Here is a 14,054-nt window from a genome sequence, read left to right as displayed (position 1 = left end):
GCCCTCGACGGCACCAGCGGTCAGCAGCCCGCGATCCGATCGCGGTGTCGCCGACTCCGGGATCCGGTCCGAGCCCACGAGATTCATTACCCCCCACGACAGAGAGTGGTGTATGACAACCATCGTCCCCCCGAGGGAACGCGAGTGCGAGCGATGCGGCCGAACCGACACCTGGGACGACGACTCCGGCACCTGGACGGTCGTCGAGGAAAACGGCGAGCGCCTCACCGGCGACCCCTACTGCCTCCACGAGTGGGACATCAACGGCGCGTACAACCCGCTCGAAGAGGGCGCCTGAACGGTCGGTTCGATCGGTAGCGGCCGTTCGCCGGTTTTCGTCGGAACGGGAGAAGCCAGGGCAGGGATTTGAACCCCGGGAGTCTCGATTACAAGTCGAGTGCTTGAACCACCCAAGCTCCCCTGGCGCGGGTGGGACTTACTCGCCCTCCTTTGAGTGGGTATCGGTTTCCAGCGGTTTCTCCAGCTGGACGCGGTGGCTGTCGTAGCCGTGGCGGCGGTAGAACCGCCGGGCGGCGAGGTTGTCGGCCATCGCCTCCAGCGTGACCGTGTCGGCGCCGAGCGATCCGAGCCGCCGCTCGGCGGTGTCGAGCAACTCGCCGCCGATCCCCTCGTCGCGGCGCTCGGGGACGACGTAGAGGTTCTCGACGACGCCCTGGGTCACGTCCATCTCGTAGCTGCCGCGGTCGAGCGTGAACATGACGAAGCCGACGACGGCGCCGTCGTCGGTGGCGACGACGAGGCGGTCGGTGACGGCGTGGCGGGCCAGCTCGTCGGCGACCGAACTCCGGTTGCGCTCCCCGAGGACGTGCGAGTCGTGCTGGGTCTGCTCCTCGGCGAGGGCGACCCACAGGTCGGTGACGGTCTCGGCCTGTGCCACCGAGGCGAGCTCGATCTCCATCCGGTGGTCGGGTGGTGGAGGGCGACCGACTAAGGTTTTCGGCCGGCAGGCGTCGAAGAGTTTTATCCCCTCCGCGTCTCCACTGCCTGTAAGGTATGTTTGCTAACCACACGATCCGGGACTCGGGTTCGGGTCGGGAACGGCTGGTGGGAGCCGAGGGAGCCGCGGCGTCGCGTCCGTCGCGCGAACGGGGACCGGCCGGGCGGGAGACGACCGAGCGGAAGACGACCGGGCGGGGGACGCCACAGTCGAGCCATGGCGACCGCTGAGCGCGTCGCCGCCCTCCGGCTGGAGGTCGCCGAGCGGCCGAAGACGGCGCTGTTCGGGCTGTTCCTCGTCGGGCTCGGCGTCGACCTCCTGCTGAAGGTCTTCGGGGTGGAGGTGGCGGTCGGGTCGGTGAAACTCCTCGGGGGGACGCTGGCCGCGAGCCGGCTGGTGACGCTGGTCTGGGACGGCGTCGTCGTCGGCCTGGGGATCGGGCTGGCGGGGATCGGCCTGTCGATGACCTACAGCATCCTGAGCTTCGCGAACTTCGCCCACGGCGACTACATCACGACCGGCGCGTTCGCCGGCTGGGCCGTCGCGTGGGTGGTCGCCGGGCTCGGCGCCGGCGTCCTCGACGGCAACTTCCTCTACCTCGCGACGGTCGGGTTCGGCCCCGAGGGCCCCAGCGCCGCGGACCTGTCGGTCAACGCGGTGGGCAACCCGCTGGCGGTGGTCGGCGGGCTCGTCGTCGCGGTGGTCGTGACGGTCGCCGTCTCGCTCGTCCTCGACCGACTGGTCTTCCGGCCGATGCGCGACCAGAGCGGGATCGCCGTGCTGATCGCGAGCATCGGCGTCGCGCTGGCGCTGCGGTACCTGATCGTCTTCGTCTTCGGCGCGAGCAACCGCGGGCTGACCGCCGGCGGCCCGAAACTGATCCTCGCGGGGGTGAGCGGAAAGCTCGCGCTGGCGACCGAGCGGTCGACGATCATCCTCGCGAGCGACGGCGGTCCGCCAGCGGACGCCTTCTACGTCGAACTGCCGGGACCGGCGTTCGGCAGCTACACCGCCGAGATCCTCTCGGTCACCAGCGCCGAGGCGACGCTGGTCGCCACGTCGCTGGCGCTGATGGTCGCGCTGCACCTCACGCTCCAGCGGACGAAACTCGGCAAGGCGATGCGCGCGATGGCCGACAACGAGGACCTGGCGCGCGTCACGGGCATTCCGACCGAACGCGTCGTCCGCGCGACGTGGATCATCGGCGGCGGCCTCGCGGGCGCCGCCGGCTACCTGATGGCGCTGGAACAGGGGACGCTGTCGTACAACCTCGGCTGGGTGCTGCTGCTGTTGATCTTCGCCGCCGTCATCCTCGGCGGGATCGGGTCGATCTACGGCGCGATCGTCGGCGGCCTGCTCATCGGGCTCACCCAGTCCGTCTCGCTGGTGTGGATCCCGTCGTCGTTCTCGACGGCGGCGGCGTTCGCGATCATGATCCTCGTGCTCGTGATACGGCCGGACGGCCTCTTCGGGGGGGTGACCACCGCATGAGCGGGACGGACGGCGCGTCGACCGCGACCGCGGGAGCGGGCGCAGTCGACCGCCTCAGGGCCGAACTGCGCGAGGGCGACGCCGGGCTGATCGCCCTCGTCATGGCCGGCATCTACGTGCTGTTCACGGTGTTCGCTATCCTCGGCCCCTCCCAGGGCGTGGGCGGCGTCGTCGCCGTGCTCCAGCGGGTCACCTTCTGGACGGCGCTGTACGCGATGCTCGTCCTCGCCCTGAACCTCCACTGGGGCTACGCCGGCCTGTTCAACATCGGCGTCGCGGGCTTCATGGCCGTCGGCGTCTACACGTTCGCCGCGATCACAGCCCCGACCGGCGGAAATCCGCCGGGCCTCGGTCTCCCGCTGTGGATCGGCGTCGTCGGCGGGATGCTGGCGGCCGCCGTCGCCGGCGCCGTCGTCTCCCTGCCGGCGCTGCGCCTCCGGGCGGACTACCTCGCCATCGTCACGGTCGCGTTCTCCGAGATCGTCCGCCTGTCGCTGCTGTCGACGACGTTCCAGCAGTTCACCCTGTTCGCGAACGTCCCCTTCCTCCCCGAGGTTCCGCTGGGCAGCGGCGCCGGCCGCGGGATCAACATCCCGATCAACCCGACGATCCCGGTCAAGTCGCTGTTCTACACGAACCCGACGAACCCGGCCAGCGGGGGGCGGACGGCCCTCGGCGAGGCCGTCATCTCGGCGTTCGGGGCCGCCGGCGTCAGGGAGACCGTCGTCGTCTCGCTGGCGTACACCGCCGTCCTGCTCGCGTTCGTCGCCCTGTTCTACTGGCTGCTCCGCCGGATCGGCAACTCGCCGTTCGGCCGGGTCCTGAAGGCCATCCGCGAGGACGAACTCGTCGCCAACTCGCTGGGCAAGGACACCCGGCTGTTCAAGGTGAAGGTGTTCATGGTCGGCTGCGCGCTGATGGGCCTCGGCGGGATCCTCTGGGAGACCCAGAAGGGCTTCACCGACCCCACGTCGACGACGTTCCTGCCGATCCAGACGTTCTACATCTTCATCGCGCTGATGATCGGCGGCGCCGGCTCGAACACCGGGAGCGTCCTCGGCGGCGCCCTCTTCGCCAGCCTGCTCTTTCTGGGCCCCCAGCAGGTCGCCGCCGTCTTCACGAAGTACTTCGTCGGCGGCGACGCGCCGAGCACGTTCGCCGGCGCCCTCGGCCCGGTCGGGTCGCTGGACTTCGGACCACTCTTCGCCTACACGGTCCAGAACGTCCCGTCGCTGCGGTTCGTCCTCGTCGGCGTCGTCCTGATCGTCCTGATGCAGCGGCGGCCGACCGGCCTGCTCGGCCACCGCAAGGAGGTCGCCGCGAGCGTCGACCTCGCCGACCGCGGCGGCCGACCCGGCGGCGAGGCCGCCCGGCCCGCGGCCGACGGCGGTGGACTGGACGATGGAGGCGAACCAACCGGCGAGAGGGACGACGGCTCCAGCGGAGGTGAGGGGGATGAGTGACGACCGCCCGACCGCCGACGCGGCCGAGACGGCGGAGGCGTCCGGTGGCACTGCCGCGGGGACCGACGGGGCCGCCGCGGACGCCGACACCGGAGACGCCGAGTCGGCGACGCCCGAGAGCGCCGAGCGCGACGGGCTCGACCCGGCGGACGCCTCGCTGGTCGTCGAGGACCTCTCGAAGCGCTTCGGCGGCATCGACGCCGTCGACGGGGCCTCCTTCTCCGTCGAACGCGGTACGCTGACGGGGCTCATCGGGCCGAACGGCGCGGGTAAGTCGACGACGTTCGACCTGGTCACCGGCGTCCACGACCCCGACGGCGGGCGGGTGGCGTTCGAAGGACGGGAGATCACCGGCCGCCGGACGGCCGAGATCGCCGACAAGGGGCTCGTCCGGACCTTCCAGATCGCCCGCGAGCTGGAGGAGATGACCGTGCTGGAGAACCTGATGCTCGCCCCGCGGGACCAGTCGGGCGAGAAGCTGGTCAACGCGGTCGCGCCCGGCCTGCGCGGGCGGGTCCGCGAGGAGGAACGGGAGCTGCGCGAGGCGGTGTGGGAGACCCTGGAGCTGTTCGAGATCGACCACCTCGCCGAGGAGTACGCCGGCAACCTCAGCGGCGGCCAGCGGAAGCTGCTGGAGCTCGCGCGGGCGCTGATGCTCGACCCGTCGATGCTACTGCTGGACGAGCCCTTCGCCGGCGTCAACCCGACGCTGGAGGAGAAGCTGCTCGACCGCGTCCACGAGCTGCGCGAGGAGGGACTGACCTTCCTGCTGGTCGAACACGACATGGACCTCATCATGGAACACTGCGAACACGTCATCGTCATGCACCAGGGCCGGGTCCTCGCCGAGGGGACGCCCGCCGAGATCCGCACGAACGAACGCGTCGTCGACGCTTACCTGGGGGAGGACATATGAGCGGCGCCGGGGATCGCGGCGACGGCGACGGCCTCGCGGCCGGGTCGGGGGCGAGCGACGCGACCGCGACGAGCGCGGAGGAGGCGGCGACGCTCGACGACCCGCTGCTTGCGGTCAGAGGGCTCGACGCCGGCTACGGCGACCTGCAGATCCTGACCGACGTGGACCTGGACGTCGACGACGGCGAGTACGTCACCGTCGTCGGCCCGAACGGCGCCGGCAAGTCGACGGTGATGAAGTCCGTCTTCGGGCTGACCAACGTCTTCGGCGGGTCGGTCACCTTCGACGGCGCGGACATCACCGACGAGCCGCCGGAGTCGATGGTCCACCACGGCCTGGGGTACGTCCCCCAGAGCGAGAACGTCTTCGCGGGCCTGTCCGTCCGGGAGAACCTGGAGATGGGCGCGTACATCCGCGACGAGTTCCCCGAGGCGGCGCTGGACGCGGTCTACGACCGGTTCCCGATCCTCGAGGAGCGAGAGGACCAGCGGGCGGGGACGCTGTCGGGCGGCCAGCAGCAGATGCTCGCGATGGGCCGGGCGCTGATGCTCGACCCCGACCTCCTCCTCCTCGACGAGCCCTCCGCGGGGCTCGCGCCGGACCTGGTCGAGGACCTGTTCGACCGCATCGACGCGATCAACGAGGCGGGGACGGCGGTCCTGATGGTCGAGCAGAACGCCAAGGAGGCGCTGCGCCGCTGCGACCGCGGGTACGTCCTCGTCCAGGGGGAGAACCGCTTCGTCGACTCGGGCGAGGCGCTGCTGGCCGACGAGAGCGTGCGCCAGCAGTTCCTCGGCGGGTGAGCGGCGCGAAAAGCGGGGGCGGCGACCGCCGCGTCAGGCGGAGTAGTCGATGTTCTCGATGACCTCGAAGCCGCCCTCCTGGTAGCGGTAGAACTGGTAGGTGGCGGCGGCGATGTCGCCCACGTCGTCGAACTCGATGGCGCTGGAGGCGCCCTGGTAGTTGACCTCGGTGCCGCTGGCGGCCATCTCCAGCCCCTCGGCGAGGTTCTCCGGCGTGACCTCCTCGCCGCCCTCGTTGGCGACCGCCTGCATCTGGTCGCGGATCGCCTCGCCGCTGTTCTCGCCGGCCGCGGCGTTGGCGAGCGCGAGCACGGCGACGGCGTCGAACGACTGGCCGGTGAACGGGCTCTCCGAGGGGTCGCTGTCGTAGGCCTCCTGGTAGAGCGAGTCGAACGTCTCCCGGCCGGGACCGGTCGAGGTCGGGGCCGTCCCCCAGACGTTGCGCATCGAGTTGCCCACGTCGCCCGGCAGGCTCCCGCTCTGGAGACCGTCCGGGACGATGACGTCGCAGAAGTCCTGCGAGTAGTCGTTGTAGAAGTCCCGGAAGATCTGGACCCCGCTGTCCGGGTAGCCGACGATCATCAGCAGGTCCGGCTGGTCCTGCAGCGCCGAACTCAGCTGCGAGGTGTACGACCCCGCGCCCGGCTCGAAGCTGACCTCCTGCTGGACGGTGCCGCCGGCGTCCTCCCAGGCGGAGACGTAGGCGTCGGCCAGCCCCTGTCCGTAGTCGTTGTTGAGCGCGAGCGTCGATGTCGTCGACGCCTCCAGCCGTTCGCGGCCGATCTGGGTCATCACCTCGGCCTGCAGCGCGTCCGTCGGGGTCGTCCGGTAGAGGTAGCCGTTGTCCTCCAGGTCCGTGATCGCCGGCGACGTGCTCGCGGGCGAACACTCCACGACGCCGTTCGGGACCGCCACGTTGTTGGCCGTCTGGATGGTCACCGTCGAGGACAGCGCGCCGGCGATCATCGGATAGCCCGCCGAGACGAGCGACTCGGCGGCCGAGATCCCCGTGTTCGGGTCCGTCGCGGTGTCCTCGAACTGGTAGTCGACCGCGAACGTGTCGCTCTCCTCGTCCATGTAGTCGGCCGCCAGCTCCGCGGCCTGACGGATCGGCGGGCCCAGGTCCGACAGCTGGCCGGTCACGCCCATCAGGATCCCCAGCCTGATCGTCCGGGACTCGGGGCCGTCCCCGCCGTCGCCGCCCGTGGCTTCCGTCTCCTCCGGTTCGGGCGTCTCGGTCGGGGTCGACTCCGGCGTGTCACCGCCGTCGCCGCCGTCACCGCCGTCACCGCCGTCGCCGTCGTCACCCTCCGTCGGGGTGTCCTCGCCCGCCTGCGCACACCCGGCCAGGCCCGCGACACCCGCGACACCCAGTCCCCTGAGCACCTTCCGTCGACGTATCTTGCGAGACATCTCACTGTGTGCCTTGTCAACCAGTCACTATAAAGGTGTCCCACGACCTGTCACGTTCCAGCCGGGTTGCGAGCGTCGGAAACGTCCGTCACACCGCTGGAAGATACGCGAAAGTCGCCCGGTCGATCTGCGGGCGTCGAAGGTACCAGAAAACGCTCATGTAACGTGCGCTTACCCGCCGAGGGCGCCCCAGGCGGGTGGCCGCGCCACGTTCGTCCGGGGGCGGCCGCGTCAGATATCCCGACAGTCCGGGCAGAGCAGCTGACCGTTGAACGTCGACAGCTCCCGCGAGAGCGACCCGCAGGCCTCGCACAGCGACTGGTCCTCGAAGCGCGAGTCGTCGCCCCGTCGCGAGTCCGCCGGCTCGACCCCCTGCTCGCCCCGGCCCTGGGTGACGCCGGCGACCGCCCGCTCGCGGTCGGTCGGCGCGGCCTCGCTCGCGGTCGGTGCGAACGGCGAGGCGGTCAGCAGGTCCCGCTCGGTCAGGACGCCGAGCGGTTCGTCGCCGTCGGAGACGAGCACGCGCTGGGTCGACCCCGCGGACAGCCGGTCGGCCGCCTCGGCGATGGTCAGGTCCGGCGGGACCGTCGGCACCTCGTCGGTCATCGCCTCCGCGGCGGTCGGCGGGTCGCCCTCGCGGTCGACGAACGCCGCCAGCGCGTCCCGCTCGGTGACGACCCCGACGGGGTCCGTTCCCCGCAGGACGACGGCGCTGTCGACCCCCTCCTCCAGCATCAACTCGGCCGTCTCCCCGAGGTCGTCGCCCTCGCTGACCCCGACGAACTCGCGGTCCATCACCTCCCGGACGCTCGCGTCTCGTTGCATGTGCGGACGTTTACCACACTGCGTCTAAAAGCTACCTGCACCACGCTTAAGACGGCACGCGACGTACTTCGGCGGTCGGTTCCGGCGAGCGAGGACTCCGGATCGACCGGTCAGGCGGCGGGGTCGGGCTCGTCGGCGGCCCAGTCGACGTGCACGTCCTCGCCGGTCGCGCGACACTCCTCCAGCGCGTGTTTGGCGGCCATCCCCGCCTCCTGGGCGAGTTCCCCGCGGCCGACGCCGACCTTGAGCTCCACGTCGACCGCCTCGCGGACGTGGTCGACCGCGTCCTGGTACTCCGCGGGGTCCATCTCCGAGCAGACGGCGATGACGTTGTCGCCGCCGACGAAGAAGGACAGCGAGTCGTAGGCCCGCCGCATGTACCGCATCAGCTCGGCGTAGCCCTGTTCGATCTGGATGAACGTGTCGAACTCGTTGAGCTCGTCGGTGTACTTGCCGGTCGCGTCGTTCACGTCGAAGTGGGCGATCTGCACGTCCTCGTCGGTCCGGAACTCCTGGTCGATAGTGCGCCCGCGCAGGATCTCCCGGCGGGACTTGTCCTGTGCGCTGCCGGCCTCCTGAAGGGCCTCCGTGGCGGTCCCGAGCGCCTCGGCGGGCGTCGTCCCCGTGGCGACGCTGAGGCTCATCGTGACCGGGTAGCGGTTGGCGACGGACTCCTGGATGAGCGCGTGGTCGTCCTCGTCGAGGCCGTTCGTGACGGCGATCATGTTGTCGAACCGCGAGAAGAAGACGTAGCCGCCGCGGTTGCCGACCAGCTGCGAGAGGTCGGCGTACAGCCGCGACTGCAGCGTCTGGAGGTCGACCTCCCGCCGGGGCTCGGGCGTGACGGTCCAGGGGCCGTAGTTGTCGATCTGGACGTGCGTTACCTGCGTGTTCGTCACAGTACCCGCCGGTTGGGTAGCTGCCTGTATTGCTCTTTCCGTTCGGCCGCGCGTGTGCGGCGCCGTGTCGGAGCGAGCCGCGCCGGTGGTCCCGCTGGGGCCTCACTCCGGCGCGACGCGGTCGTCGGTACGCCCGTCGGCATCGCCTTCGTCGGTATCGCCCTCGTCGGCGTCGTCCCCGTCGTCGCCGAGGACTCTCGGGTCCGCCGCCGCCAGCTCGACCGTGCCGACCAGCGAGTCGTACCGCACGACGCCGGTCGCGGTCAGCTTCGGGAGGTGCTGCTGGAACAGGTCCCGCCGGGCCTCGTCGACGGCCTCGTCCGGGACCGCGTCGGCCGGTTCTTCGCGCTCGACGGCGACGACGTGTCTGGCCAGGTCCGAAACCGGGATCGGGTCGGCCCGCTCGGCGAGACAGTCCAGCGCCCGCCGCCGCCGCTCGCTCGCGCGCAGGTCCGCGACCGCCGACGCTGGGAGTCGATCAGTGTCGTCCCTCGCCGTGGAATCACCCGTTTCACCGCCGTCTGTCGCCGGTGTCGCCCCCTCCGTGTCGCCGTCGGCGCCGTCGGATCGTACCATGGTCGTTCGACCCGGATCGTACGCGCTGCCCGCTTTAGTATGTGTCGCGGTAGCATACCGCAACAATCTGGCCCGGAACGGGCAGCCACGTCGTTATACGGCGCCTGAACCCGGCGCGGCTCCGGGGACGGTCGATACCACTATGGGCCGTCCGGGCGACCGACTCCGTACATGCAAGTCGTCCTGCTGACGGCCGGGGAGGGTACCCGGATGCGTCCGCTGACGGAGTCGCTGCCCAAGCCGATGCTGCCGGTCGCCGACCGGCCGCTGGTCGCCCACGGCGCCGACGCGGCCGTCGACGCCGGCGCCTCGGAGCTGGTCCTCGTGGTCGGCTACGAGGCCGAGGCGGTCAGGGCGTACTTCGGCGACGAGTACCGGGGCGTCCCCGTCGAGTACGCCGTCCAGGAGGAGCAGCTCGGGACCGCCCACGCCGTCGACTGCGCGCGCGAGCACCTGGAGGGGCCGTTCGTCGTCCTCAACGGCGACGACCTCTACGACCGCGGGAGCGTCGCGGCGCTGCTCGACGCCGACGGCCCCGCCGTCGGCACCTACCGCGTCGACGACCCGACCAGCTACGGCGTCTTCGAGGTCGAAGACGGCGTCGTCACCGGCATCGTCGAGAAGCCGGCGGACCCGCCCACCGACCTCGTCAACGTCGGCGCCTACCGGTTCCCGGCCGAGGCCCGCGAGTGGCTGGACGTGCCGATGAGCGAGCGCGGCGAACACGAGATCACCGACGTGCTCGCGCGGGTCATCGACGAGCGCTCCGTCCGCACCGTCGAGGTCGAGCGCTGGCTGGGCTGTGGCCGCCCCTGGGAGCTGCTGGAGGCCAACGAGTGGAAACTGGCCGACCTCGACCGCGACCTGCGCGGGGAGGTCCACGAGTCGGCAGACCTCCGCGGCGACGTGGTCGTCGAGGAGGGCGCCACCGTCGACGCGGGCGTCGTCGTCGAGGGGCCGGCGCTGGTCCGCGAGGGCGCCGAGGTGGGGCCCAACGCCTACGTCCGGGGCGCGACGCTCCTCGGGGAGGACACACACGTCGGCAACGCCGTGGAGGTCAAAAACAGCGTGATAATGGCGGGCACCCACGTCCCCCACCACTCCTACGTCGGCGACAGCGTGCTCGGCCGGGACGTGAACTTCGGCGCGGGGACGAAGGTGGCGAACCTCCGCCACGACGGCGGCGACGTGTACTTCACCGTCAAGGGCGAGCGCGTCTCGACCGGCCGCCGGAAGTTCGGGGTCGTCGCCGGCGACGGCGTCAAGACCGGGATCAACACGAGCCTCAACCCCGGCGTGCGACTCTCCGCCGGCGCGACGACGACGCCCGGCGAGTCCGTGACGCGGGACCGCTGAGCGGCGGTGTAGGCCCGGGAACGGAGCGCGTGTGCCGGACCCGCCGCGTGGCTCTCCGGGCCGGCGTCGATGTATGCGGTTAAGTGGGTCCGTACACACGGGTCGGACACGATGGTCGACCCCACGTCCGATCTCAACGAAGACGTATCCGAGGAGGAGGCGCCGACGTGCGCCGTCTGCGGCGCGGCGCTGGTACAGGACCCCGACCACCGGGTCGTCACGCGCGTCGACGACGGCCAGGTCGAGACGACGCACTTCTGCAGCGAGGCCCACCGCGCGGAGTGGACCGGCTGACCCGTCGGATATAAAGTTCTAAATCGGGTACCCGCCAACTGCGAAACATGGTCCGAGGGGGGGTAGCGACCGTGCTGGTCGTCGACGACGACGAGGCGGTCGCCGACGTGTACGCGAGCCAGCTGGGCGAGTTCTACGACGTGCTGACCGCCTACGACGGCGAGTCGGCGCTCGAACTGGTGACCGACGAGGTGGACGTGGTGTTGCTCGACCGCCGGATGCACGGCCTGTCGGGGCGCGAGGTCCTCGAACGCATCCGTGGCCGGGACATCGACTGCGGGGTGGTGATGGTGACAGCCGTCGACCCCGGCTTCGACATCGTCGACATGGGGTTCGACGACTACCTGCTCAAGCCCGTCGAGGGGCCGGAACTGCAGTCGGTCGTCGCCGAGACGGTCAACCGGCTCGACAAGCGCGCCGTCGTCCGGGAGTACCACGCCCTCTCGGCGAAGGTCGCCACCCTCCGGGTCGAGAAGAACCCGGCCGAACTCGAGGACAGCGAGGAGTACCAGCGACTGCTCGACCGCCTCGACGACCTGGAGAGCCGGATCGAGGGCGGCGCCGACCCCGACGCCGAGGACTGACTGCGCCGGGGGCCGCCTGGCTGACCCGAGGCGGTCCGTCCGGACGAGCCGGCGGCACCCGCGTTCCGTTCGGCCGACCCGGGATCCGATTCGTTTCGGAGAGCCGAACGGAGCGTCGGCGTTTCCTCCACACTTTAGTAGGGTCCACAAGTAGCCGCCGACATGGGACGCGACTACAGAGACCTCCACGACCCGAACGCGGAGTACACGATGCGGGAACTGTCCGCGGAGACGATGGGTACCACGGCCAGACGCGGCGGCGGCCGAGACGTGGAGATCACGGACGTACAGACGACGATGGTCGACGGGAACTTCCCGTGGACGCTGGTGCGGGTGTACACCGACGCGGGGCTCGTCGGCACCGGCGAGGCCTACTGGGGCGCGGGCATCCCCGAGCTGATCGAGCGGATGACGCCGTTCCTCATCGGCGAAAACCCCCTCGATATCGACCGCCTCTACGAGCACCTCATCCAGAAGATGTCCGGCGAGGGATCCGTCGAGGGCGTCACCGTCTCGGCCATCTCCGGCATCGAGGTCGCGCTGCACGACCTCGCCGGCAAGATCATCGAGGTGCCCGCCTACCAGCTGCTCGGCGGCAAGTACCGCGACGAGATGCGGGTCTACTGCGACTGCCACACCGAGGAGGAGGCCGACCCCGACGCCTGCGCCGACGAGGCCGAGCGCGTCGTCGAGGAGCTGGGCTACGACGCCCTGAAGTTCGACCTCGACGTGCCCTCGGGCCACGAGAAAGACCGGGCCAACCGCCACCTCCGGCCCGGCGAGATCCGCCACAAGGCCGAGATCGTCGAGAAGGTGACCGAGCGGGTCAAGGATCGGGCCGACGTGGCCTTCGACTGCCACTGGACGTTCTCGGGCAACTCCGCCGAGCGGCTGGCCGAGGCCATCGACGACTACGACGTGTGGTGGCTCGAAGACCCCGTCCCGCCGGAGAACCTCGAAGTCCAGGAGAAGGTCACCGACTCGACGACCACCCCCATCACCGTCGGGGAGAACCGCTACCGGGTCACCGAGCACCGCCGGCTCATCGAGGAACAGGCCGTCGACATCGTCGCGCCGGACATGCCGAAGATCGGCGGGATGCGCGAGACGCGGAAGATCGCCGACGTGGCCAACCAGTACTACGTCCCCGTGGCGATGCACAACGTCTCCTCGCCCGTCGGAACGGTCGCGAGCGCCCACGTCGGCGCCTCGGTGCCGAACTCCCTGGCCGTCGAGTACCACTCCTACGAACTCGACTGGTGGGAGGACCTCGTCGAGGAGGACGGCCTCATCGAGGACGGCTACATGAAGGTGCCCGAGGAGAACGGCCTCGGCGTCACGCTGGACCTCGATACCGTCGAGGAGCACATGGTCGAAGGCGAGACGCTGTTCGATCCGGCTCAGTGAGCCGGATCGGGCTTGCTGAGCTTCGCTCAGCAGTGTTCGACGAGGCGTAAGGCTCGTCGGACTCGATCGCCTCCGGGATTCTACGTTCACGCGTCGGACCGGTACTCGTCGAGCACCCAGTCGTACTCGGTGGTGAACTCGGTCGGGTCGCAGTAGAACGCCTCGCGGACCGCCTCGATCCCGCGGACGGCTTCGAGGCCAGTCAGGATCGCCGTTCCGACGCGATAGGGCAGCCGCTGCCCGCCGAACAGGTGTGTGAACAGACGGTCCCGCGGGACGGCGGACTCCCCGAGCGATCCGCGCAGGGCGTCGTAGGTCGCCACGAGCTCGGCCAGCCGGTCGTCGTCGGAGAGCACGGCGTAGTCCTCGGCGACGGGGTTGTCGTGCTCGCTCGCGCTCTCATCCGCGCCATTGTCCGCGCGACGCAGTGGGATCGGCGTGTACGTCGCGAACGCCTCGGTGTGGACGACCGTGTCGAAGACGGTCCGCTGGCCGGCCGGGTCCTCGAACGAGTCGGGGCCGAGCGCGCGCCGCGAGCGGTGGACCCGCTCGTGAAGGACGTGCGAACACTCGTGAGCCGCGGTGTAGAGCACCTCCCGCGGCGCGCCGCGGAACAGCGGTGCGTGCAGGTTCAGGTAGGCGCCACGTTCCCCGCCGACCCCCGTCCCGTAGTCGTAGCCGATCCCGAGGAACACCGTCACGTCCGTGTGGTCTTCGTCCGGGGCGACCCGTTTCAGAGCGGCCTCGATCCGCTCGGTCCAGGCCGCCTCGTTCGATCGGACCCGTTCCAGCAGGCTGCGGACCCGGTCGCGGTTCTTCGGCAGGTCCGCCACCCCGGAGAACGCGGTGTCCTCGCCGGAGAGCCCCCGCTCCACGTCCTCGCGCGCGATATCTCGACCGAGCAGGTCCGCGTGTTCGCGGACCACGTCGTAGGCGTCGTGCTCCCAGACCCGCTCCAGCGGGACCTCGCCGTCGAGGGAGGCGAGAAACCGTTCGGCCGCGGTCGCGTCGATCCGCACACCCCAGGGTCGGCGACCGACGGCAAGTGTCTTCCGGCGGGGTCCACTCG

15 protein-coding genes and 1 tRNA gene are annotated in these 14,054 nt (G+C 70.4%); 9 read left to right on the top strand and 7 right to left on the bottom strand.

Features of this window, described 5'->3' with window-relative positions; translation table 11 throughout:
• Window positions 1-112: 112 nt before the first annotated feature.
• Window positions 113-298, top strand: coding sequence for an HEWD family protein (locus E3328_RS04030; RefSeq protein WP_135363328.1), 186 nt, complete (start codon window positions 113-115; stop codon window positions 296-298).
• A gap of 53 nt (window positions 299-351) precedes the next feature.
• On the opposite strand, the gene E3328_RS04025 is transcribed toward E3328_RS04030, so the two are convergent.
• Both E3328_RS04025 and E3328_RS04020 read right to left on the bottom strand, forming a co-directional pair.
• Window positions 352-425, bottom strand: a tRNA-Thr gene (locus E3328_RS04025).
• Window positions 426-436: 11 nt separating this feature from the next.
• Entirely contained in the window at window positions 437-919 is a 483-nt protein-coding gene (locus tag E3328_RS04020) for a GNAT family N-acetyltransferase (RefSeq protein ID WP_135363327.1), read from the bottom strand.
• Window positions 920-1,174: 255 nt separating this feature from the next.
• Between E3328_RS04020 and E3328_RS04015 the strand changes: the two genes are divergently transcribed.
• Genes E3328_RS04015 through E3328_RS04000 form a run of 4 tightly spaced genes read left to right on the top strand, consistent with a single transcriptional unit; the run spans window position 1,175 to window position 5,631 of the window.
• Window positions 1,175-2,449 (top strand): branched-chain amino acid ABC transporter permease, encoded by a 1,275-nt coding sequence (locus tag E3328_RS04015; protein ID WP_135363326.1) that lies wholly within the window; start codon window positions 1,175-1,177, stop codon window positions 2,447-2,449.
• Window positions 2,446-3,912, top strand: coding sequence for a branched-chain amino acid ABC transporter permease (locus E3328_RS04010; RefSeq protein ID WP_135363325.1), 1,467 nt, complete (start codon window positions 2,446-2,448; stop codon window positions 3,910-3,912). Before E3328_RS04015 ends, E3328_RS04010 begins: the two co-directional genes overlap by 4 nt.
• Window positions 3,905-4,828: an ABC transporter ATP-binding protein gene (locus E3328_RS04005; protein ID WP_135363324.1), complete on the top strand. Its 924-nt coding sequence runs from the start codon at window positions 3,905-3,907 to the stop codon at window positions 4,826-4,828. Before E3328_RS04010 ends, E3328_RS04005 begins: the two co-directional genes overlap by 8 nt.
• Complete coding sequence (locus E3328_RS04000; protein ID WP_246022882.1) at window positions 4,825-5,631, top strand: ABC transporter ATP-binding protein; 807 nt, start codon at window positions 4,825-4,827, stop codon at window positions 5,629-5,631. The genes E3328_RS04005 and E3328_RS04000 overlap by 4 nt, the downstream gene beginning before the upstream one ends.
• A gap of 33 nt (window positions 5,632-5,664) precedes the next feature.
• On the opposite strand, the gene E3328_RS03995 is transcribed toward E3328_RS04000, so the two are convergent.
• The 4 genes from E3328_RS03995 to E3328_RS22460 all read right to left on the bottom strand — a co-directional run bounded on the left by E3328_RS03995 (window position 5,665) and on the right by E3328_RS22460 (window position 9,344).
• Complete coding sequence (locus E3328_RS03995; RefSeq protein WP_135363323.1) at window positions 5,665-7,044, bottom strand: ABC transporter substrate-binding protein; 1,380 nt, start codon at window positions 7,042-7,044, stop codon at window positions 5,665-5,667.
• Between the two features lie 231 nt (window positions 7,045-7,275).
• Window positions 7,276-7,869, bottom strand: a complete 594-nt coding sequence (locus tag E3328_RS03990) for a CBS domain-containing protein (protein ID WP_135363322.1) — start codon at window positions 7,867-7,869, stop codon at window positions 7,276-7,278.
• Window positions 7,870-7,979: 110 nt separating this feature from the next.
• A complete protein-coding gene (locus tag E3328_RS03985; RefSeq protein WP_135363321.1) occupies window positions 7,980-8,768 on the bottom strand; it encodes a GTP cyclohydrolase III in 789 nt (262 codons plus the stop codon).
• Between the two features lie 102 nt (window positions 8,769-8,870).
• Entirely contained in the window at window positions 8,871-9,344 is a 474-nt protein-coding gene (locus E3328_RS22460; protein WP_246022880.1) for a DUF7344 domain-containing protein, read from the bottom strand.
• Between the two features lie 171 nt (window positions 9,345-9,515).
• On the opposite strand from E3328_RS22460, the gene glmU reads away from it, so the two are divergent.
• The 4 genes from glmU (at window position 9,516) to E3328_RS03960 (ending at window position 12,985) form a co-directional block, all read left to right on the top strand.
• Entirely contained in the window at window positions 9,516-10,700 is a 1,185-nt protein-coding gene (gene glmU, locus E3328_RS03975; protein WP_135363320.1) for a bifunctional sugar-1-phosphate nucleotidylyltransferase/acetyltransferase, read from the top strand.
• 111 nt (window positions 10,701-10,811) lie between these two features.
• A complete protein-coding gene (locus tag E3328_RS03970; protein WP_135363319.1) occupies window positions 10,812-10,994 on the top strand; it encodes a DUF7576 family protein in 183 nt (60 codons plus the stop codon).
• Between the two features lie 47 nt (window positions 10,995-11,041).
• The gene (locus E3328_RS03965; RefSeq protein ID WP_246022878.1) at window positions 11,042-11,578 is read left to right on the top strand and encodes a response regulator transcription factor; all 537 of its coding nucleotides are present in this window, start codon (window positions 11,042-11,044) and stop codon (window positions 11,576-11,578) included.
• Window positions 11,579-11,740: 162 nt separating this feature from the next.
• Window positions 11,741-12,985 (top strand): mandelate racemase/muconate lactonizing enzyme family protein, encoded by a 1,245-nt coding sequence (locus tag E3328_RS03960; RefSeq protein WP_135363318.1) that lies wholly within the window; start codon window positions 11,741-11,743, stop codon window positions 12,983-12,985.
• Window positions 12,986-13,071: 86 nt separating this feature from the next.
• Here E3328_RS03960 and E3328_RS03955 read toward each other — a convergent pair whose 3' ends face one another.
• Window positions 13,072-14,004, bottom strand: a complete 933-nt coding sequence (locus E3328_RS03955) for a hypothetical protein (RefSeq protein WP_135363317.1) — start codon at window positions 14,002-14,004, stop codon at window positions 13,072-13,074.
• Window positions 14,005-14,054: the final 50 nt, after the last annotated feature.

The organism is Halosimplex halophilum, assembly GCF_004698125.1.
In the GTDB taxonomy this organism is placed as follows: domain Archaea; phylum Halobacteriota; class Halobacteria; order Halobacteriales; family Haloarculaceae; genus Halosimplex; species Halosimplex halophilum.
The sequence above is the reverse complement of the archived record's forward strand: the minus strand, read 5'-3'. Positions and strand labels throughout refer to the sequence as shown.